This is a genomic window from Campylobacter sp. BCW_6877, from assembly GCF_001762445.1.
GTDB classification, from domain to species: domain Bacteria; phylum Campylobacterota; class Campylobacteria; order Campylobacterales; family Campylobacteraceae; genus Campylobacter_D; species Campylobacter_D jejuni.
The window spans coordinates 1-4967 of record NZ_MJWW01000048.1; the positions used below are offsets into that span (position 1 = coordinate 1).

The 4967-nt window shown below is 24.5% G+C and carries 5 protein-coding genes; all 5 read left to right on the forward strand.

Features of this window, described 5'->3' with window-relative positions:
• Positions 1-429: 429 nt before the first annotated feature.
• The gene (locus tag AJ936_RS10380; RefSeq protein WP_153882527.1) at positions 430-603 is read left to right on the forward strand and encodes a hypothetical protein; all 174 of its coding nucleotides are present in this window, start codon (positions 430-432) and stop codon (positions 601-603) included.
• Between the two features lie 986 nt (positions 604-1589).
• Complete coding sequence (locus AJ936_RS06805; protein ID WP_044779697.1) at positions 1590-1991, forward strand: hypothetical protein; 402 nt, start codon at positions 1590-1592, stop codon at positions 1989-1991.
• A gap of 390 nt (positions 1992-2381) precedes the next feature.
• Positions 2382-2756 carry a hypothetical protein gene (locus AJ936_RS10385; RefSeq protein WP_171822125.1) on the forward strand — a complete coding sequence of 125 codons (375 nt, stop codon included), beginning with the start codon at positions 2382-2384 and terminating at the stop codon, positions 2754-2756.
• Positions 2756-4159 carry a hypothetical protein gene (locus AJ936_RS06815; protein ID WP_070274234.1) on the forward strand — a complete coding sequence of 468 codons (1404 nt, stop codon included), beginning with the start codon at positions 2756-2758 and terminating at the stop codon, positions 4157-4159. Before AJ936_RS10385 ends, AJ936_RS06815 begins: the two co-directional genes overlap by 1 nt.
• A partial coding sequence (locus tag AJ936_RS10615; protein ID WP_250540948.1) for a hypothetical protein occupies positions 4137-4967 on the forward strand: 831 nt, incomplete at its 3' end. The genes AJ936_RS06815 and AJ936_RS10615, both read left to right, overlap by 23 nt.

Sequence of the window (4967 nt, forward strand, 5' to 3'; positions counted from 1 at the left end):
AAACCACAAAATTACATCTTAATTTTAATAAAATAGAGAATCTAAGGAGATAACCCATGACATATATATTACTTCTTATTATAATTTCTACTATTCTTTCTTATCTTATATTAAAATTTATTTATAAAATCATCTTTAAATCTACAAAAAGCGTTTCAAAGTTTTTAGTCTTTCTTGGAAGTATAGGCTTAATTATCTTTTATTATACTCCTTATTCTTATTATTTAGAGCCTAGTTATTGGCAATTTAGGAATATGTGTAAGTTAAATGAACTTCCTAAAGTATAATAAGATTCTAGGGTATTTTGATAAAAAGTTAGGCGGCATAGATGATTTTCGACATGTAAAAAAATATAGTAGGATAGAAATGTGGCTTTATATATTACGATGATACTTCAAAACTCCTTCAAATTTTCAAGAAAAGATAGAGATGGATAATATTGTACTAAAAACAAAAAATATGCAAATGTCTTTACACAAGATTGTTGATATGCATATAAGTCCATATTGGAATACTAGAAGGTATGTGTTAGAAGGCAATGAGGGTAATATGAATTTTGAGTTTATAGAGGATGGGCTCGCTTGTGGTAATCTTTATCAATAATAATATAAGGAATAAATCAACAATTTAAAAGATTATACAGAATTTGTGTAAGCTAGTTATTTTAATTTTGTTTATACTGAAGGACAAAAAGCTTTAGGATTTAAAATATCTAAAACTAGATTTTTTAAAGATAAGAGTGAATTAGAAAAATTGGACTATTTTAAAGCATTACATGATGAATATAATGGATATTTGGTTATAGATGATTCTTTATTTTTTATGTGAAACTAAATGGAGATTTTAGAGAATTACAAGCTAGAAATTTTTCTCAAAGATATGAGATTAAATTTCATCAGCCCAACACTACAAATTGTCTTATGAAAAAACAGAGAAAATTAAGAGGAATTAATAAATGCTAGAATTCTTTGTTAATCTTTTAATATTTATTCTTATATTTTTCTTTTTTGTTTTTATATTTTCTATTATTTTATATTTTATCTTTAAAATTTTTTATAAATTAAAAAATAAAACAAAAACTATAAATTTTAAAACAATATTTAAAAAACTTACTTTATTTCTTTTGCCTGTATATCTTTTATTATTCTTAACAGGAGGCTGTTCTTATAAATATATGGATCCGCAGTATTATGAGTTTAAGAGCTTGTGTAAAGATATAGATAATAAAGTAATAATTTACAATAAAGCTTATTGGGAATTGTATAGCGATTTTACAAAAAAAAGCCTTCTATAGAAAAACGAGTTAAGGATGATGGTTATGAATATTTTTATTATGAAAAACTTAATGAAACATTTACTTATTATGATATAAAAGATACGATAAAATCCGAGAAACGAAATGGCAATATTATAACCATAGTATATGATAAAAAATATAAAAAAATGCCCAAGCCTTTTGCTACATATATAAGATATAAATATGAAAATGATGGTGTATTCTTAAGAGGCGATGAGGGCTCTGGATTATATTTTAGATATGAAGAAGTATTCACTTGTAGCTATTTTGATAATTTTAAGTAAGGATATAAATGAGCAAAAACATTAAAACACAAGAAGCTAAATTAGACTTAATCACTAAATTTCTAGACTATGCTAATTGTGCAGATGCTAGTTATGCTTTATTAGATCCAGTTTTTACAGGTGTTATTATTGATAAACAAGAAAAGGAATTAGAAAAAGATTTAGATACCCAAAGACTAGGTGATAAACATAATAATCAAAATTCTACCTATGCAAGAGCTATACAAGCTCGTTTTGAACAAAATAAAATAGTTAAAATAGAACCTAAATATTGTATTTCTCTTATAAATACTTGTTTTGATAGTAAAGAAATAACATTGGATAATGATATTAGTAGGGTGGGGTTAAATGATACACTTAGTAAAAGAATCATTGATTTTATAAATAGATTTAAACTTTTAAAACATTAGTCTAACACTTTAAGTGGCTTTAGTGCTATTTTGTTTGAAGATACTAAAGATAATAATCAAAGTAATATGGGATAAAAATATATGAAAAACAAGCTCTATCATTATTTTAACAATAAAGAAAATTCAAATGATTTAAAAAAACAATTCTTTAAAAATATAAAACAAGCTTTATTTTATCTTTTTCTTGTCATCTTAACTTTTTATAATATTACTTATTTAACTCTTTTAACCTTTTTCCCTTTTCCTTTCTTTGGATGGATTAGCTTGTTTATACTTTCTACTATATGGGTATATTTATTTTTAAAGCTTGTCTTTTATCTTGTCTTTAAAATTTTTAATATTGATAAAAAAATTAAAAAGTTTTATTTATTTTTACCTTATCCATTATTCATGCTTCTTTGGTTTGGATACTCTTTTGTACCTCTTGAATGGCAAAGTAGTTTTAAAGAATTTGAGAGTTTGTGTGAGAAGGCTGATTCTAAGGCGGTTATTTATGATGCAAAAAATATTATAAGTCTTTGGGATAATTATAAAAAAATAAACAAGGATATTTTATTCAACATAACAGAGCAATATGTAGATTTTAGAATAAAAAAAATTATTATTTTATGGTACTATAAGGACGGCAAAAATACAATACAAGAATATAAAATAGACAATACATACTCTTGGCTTGACATAGGTATGTTTGCTAAATACAAAAGAAAAATGATATGCTATGATATTCAAAAATATAAAGAATTACAAGAAAAAAGAGGCTACTAATGTATGAAAAACAAGCCAAATATATGAAACTTTATAAATATGCTAGAATGTGCTGGGCTAGTTATTCTACAGGTTTAAATGAGGGTATGTTTGGAAAAGAAGATAAAAAATGGGGGTTGAAAAATCAAACACAATATTATACAAAACAGGATATAGAAATGTTAAAAGAAAATAACATTAATTCTCCCACATACTTCCAAGCCATAACCCAAAGTTCTATGCTTGTGTTAGATACTTATAATATTAGTTTTGACGAAGATAATGCTAATGAATTTATAAATCGCTATGAAGTATTAGCCTTTATTCAAGATGATGATACAAGCTTTTCTGCTACGCTTTTTAAAGATACTAAAGATAATGAATTAATTCTTGCATTTAGAGGTATAGATATTTTTCAATTTAGTTTTTCTTTTTGGGATAGTATAAAAGCCGGTGCACAAATTTTCAGATCTCAAGTTCCTCTGGAATATTATTTGCAATTATTAAAATTTTACGATGATAAAGTCAGGCATTTTTTAGGTAATGATAAACTTATTGTTACTGGACATTGTTTTGGTGGATATTTGGCACAGCTTTTTGTTTTGTCTTTTCCACAAAGTGTTAAAGCTTTATACACCTATAATGCCATGGGAGTATATGAAAATGAATATACAAAATATACAAATTATATAGGAAATAAATTTGATGATGGAATTGAAATTTTGGGATACAATTTTAATATCTTTGATGCTAATCTAAAAAATATTAAGCTGATTCCAATAACACAAGAGCTTAAAAATAATATTATTTTAAAAGATAATTCTATAGCTTTTAAGGAAGATACTCCTTATGAGGTTAAAGAATTGTTTCCCAACAATATAAAGAGTCAAAAAAATACAACTCAGCTTTATTTACAAATACAAAACGCTCCTTTGGATTTTAGTGTGATATTCAAAGAATTAGATTATAATAGCGTTTATACACTAACTCCAATCCAAGCGCGAGGATTTAAAAACTTAATAGAAAATTTATTAAAAGGGAATGAAGAATTTTCAAAGCTGCTAAATGCAGAAATTTACAAAATATACACCATTGATTTAGATGACTCTGAAGAAATATTTCAAAAGTTTGGAACGCATATAAAGCCTAATGAAATTATAGCTTTGAAATTAGATTATTTTAAGTTGCAACTTAATTTTAAATTTGATGGTTCAAAAAAATCTGCAGAAAGTGTTTTTGGTTTTGCTAAAAAAGCCACTAATTTAAAATGGATTCTTGTTTTAATTTCTATAGAAGATATATGTGAAGAATTGTTAAAACAATCTAGAATTAAAGATGATGAGCCGTCATTACATTTTTTTATGGATGGGAAGAATTTTTTAGAGATTTTCAGGGATATTAATGTTAAATACTTTTCTTTATGAACTAAACTATCATCATACGAAAAAAACAAAAAGTCTTGTTAGTGCTATTTTTAATCTAATGCAAAAAGATAAGAATTTTTATATAAAACATTTAGATTTAAAAGATATAGATGAGATTAATATCGAATCTGATATTTCACTTTTAAGAGCTCTTTATGTTTGCAAAGAATATGTATTTTATAAAGAAAATAATGAAACTTTTTTAAATAGCAGTGTTATAGGCTATAATTCTACTTTCACAAAAATCTTCATCCTAGATAAAGAAAAGCTCAATGATACCTATCTTGATGCTAGAAAAAGGCTTTATAAATCTATCAATACTTTAAAAGAAAAAAGAAATGAAAAAATAAAAGATATCCAAGACTATTTAAATAAAGAAATTTCCTTACAAGATAATCTAAATAATCAAAGCTTTAATACTAAGGAAAATGATGTTAATTTAATTTTAAACGAAGTATTTAACATAGAGCAATTTTATGATAAAAATACCAATACCATAGTATTAAAGACAAATAATATAAAAATCATATTCTTAGATAAAGTAAATTTACAAGATTTGCAAGATAATTCTAACAATACTTCTTTCATCTCTATGTCAAATTTGATCCATATTTATGATAATCATTGTGATATTTTTGCAAAAGATAGAAGTGTTTTGGATATAAAGGACATAGAAGAAAAATATCAAATAGATTTTAAAAGTTTAGATATAAAAATCTTCCTAAACTCCACCCTCCTTACAGGCTCAAATGAACTTCCTAATAATCCTTTTTACTTTGGAGAATTAGATCAAGATAATACTATAAAA

Coding starts and splice junctions, on each gene's coding strand:
- AJ936_RS06815 (WP_070274234.1), top strand. CDS start 2,756: ATGTATGAAAAACAAGCCAAATATATGAAACTTTATAAATATGCTAGA.
- AJ936_RS10385 (WP_171822125.1), top strand. CDS start 2,382: ATGCTTCTTTGGTTTGGATACTCTTTTGTACCTCTTGAATGGCAAAGT.
- AJ936_RS06805 (WP_044779697.1), top strand. CDS start 1,590: ATGAGCAAAAACATTAAAACACAAGAAGCTAAATTAGACTTAATCACT.
- AJ936_RS10380 (WP_153882527.1), top strand. CDS start 430: ATGGATAATATTGTACTAAAAACAAAAAATATGCAAATGTCTTTACAC.